Below are 846 nucleotides of genomic sequence, written 5' to 3' on the forward strand. Positions count from 1 at the left end.
CTTTATGCGGCGACGGGGCGTGGCGGGATTTCGCGGAAGAACTCCTTGTTTTTCAGCATCGCGTAGATGACATTGCATCGGCGTCGTGCCAGGCAGATGACTGCTGCGTTGTGGCGTTTTCCTTCAGCGCGTTTGCGTTCGTAATACTGCCGTGATGGTTCGTGGCTGCGGATAACCGCGAATGCGGAGTAGAACAAGGCGTTTTTCAGTCGTTTATTGCCTGACCGTGCTGGGAACTCACCTCTGATCGACGAACCTGATCGTCTAGTGACGGGCGCTATTCCAGCATAGGCAGCTAAGTGGCCAGCACTATCGAAGTCGGAGCCATCACCGATCGCAAGAAGGATCTGCGCTGCGGTCTTGATGCCGACTCCGGGCATACTCGATCCAAGACCTCACAAAGAGGGAAATCAGCGAGCATCTCTTCAACCTGTTCAGCGATGGTGTTTCGTTGCTCTTTGAGGGCCTTGATGTTTGCAGCCAGTTGAGGAATTACTAACTCGGCGGCATCGCTTCCAGGCACGATGACTGTTTGAGCTTTCAGTGCTGTAAAAATGTCGTCTACCAGCGGGGTGGGGTCTTTACGTGTGTGCTTGATCATCCAGTTCAACACTCGTTGGTATCCGGCTCTTTTTAGCCCCTGCGGTCCCTTGTAATGAATCAATAAATCCAGGATCGGCGTGCGAGTCAGGGTGCTACCAGCAAAAACTCGTTCCAGGCTGGGATAGATCTGGGTGAGGATACTGCGAAGTCGATTGACAGTGCGAGTGCAATCGCGGGCGATGTCATCATCGAAGCCAGACAGCATCTTTAGAGCGGAAAGTACCTCATCATTGCGGTCGACGG

At 53.4% G+C, this 846-nt stretch carries 1 pseudogene; it reads right to left on the reverse strand.

Features of this window, described 5'->3' with window-relative positions:
* Positions 1–2: 2 nt before the first annotated feature.
* Positions 3–846, reverse strand: a pseudogene (locus MHX66_RS10500) (IS110 family transposase); the annotation flags it as partial.

It is taken from the genome of Corynebacterium sp. ACRPH (assembly GCF_022347285.1).
In the GTDB taxonomy this organism is placed as follows: Bacteria; Actinomycetota; Actinomycetes; order Mycobacteriales; family Mycobacteriaceae; genus Corynebacterium.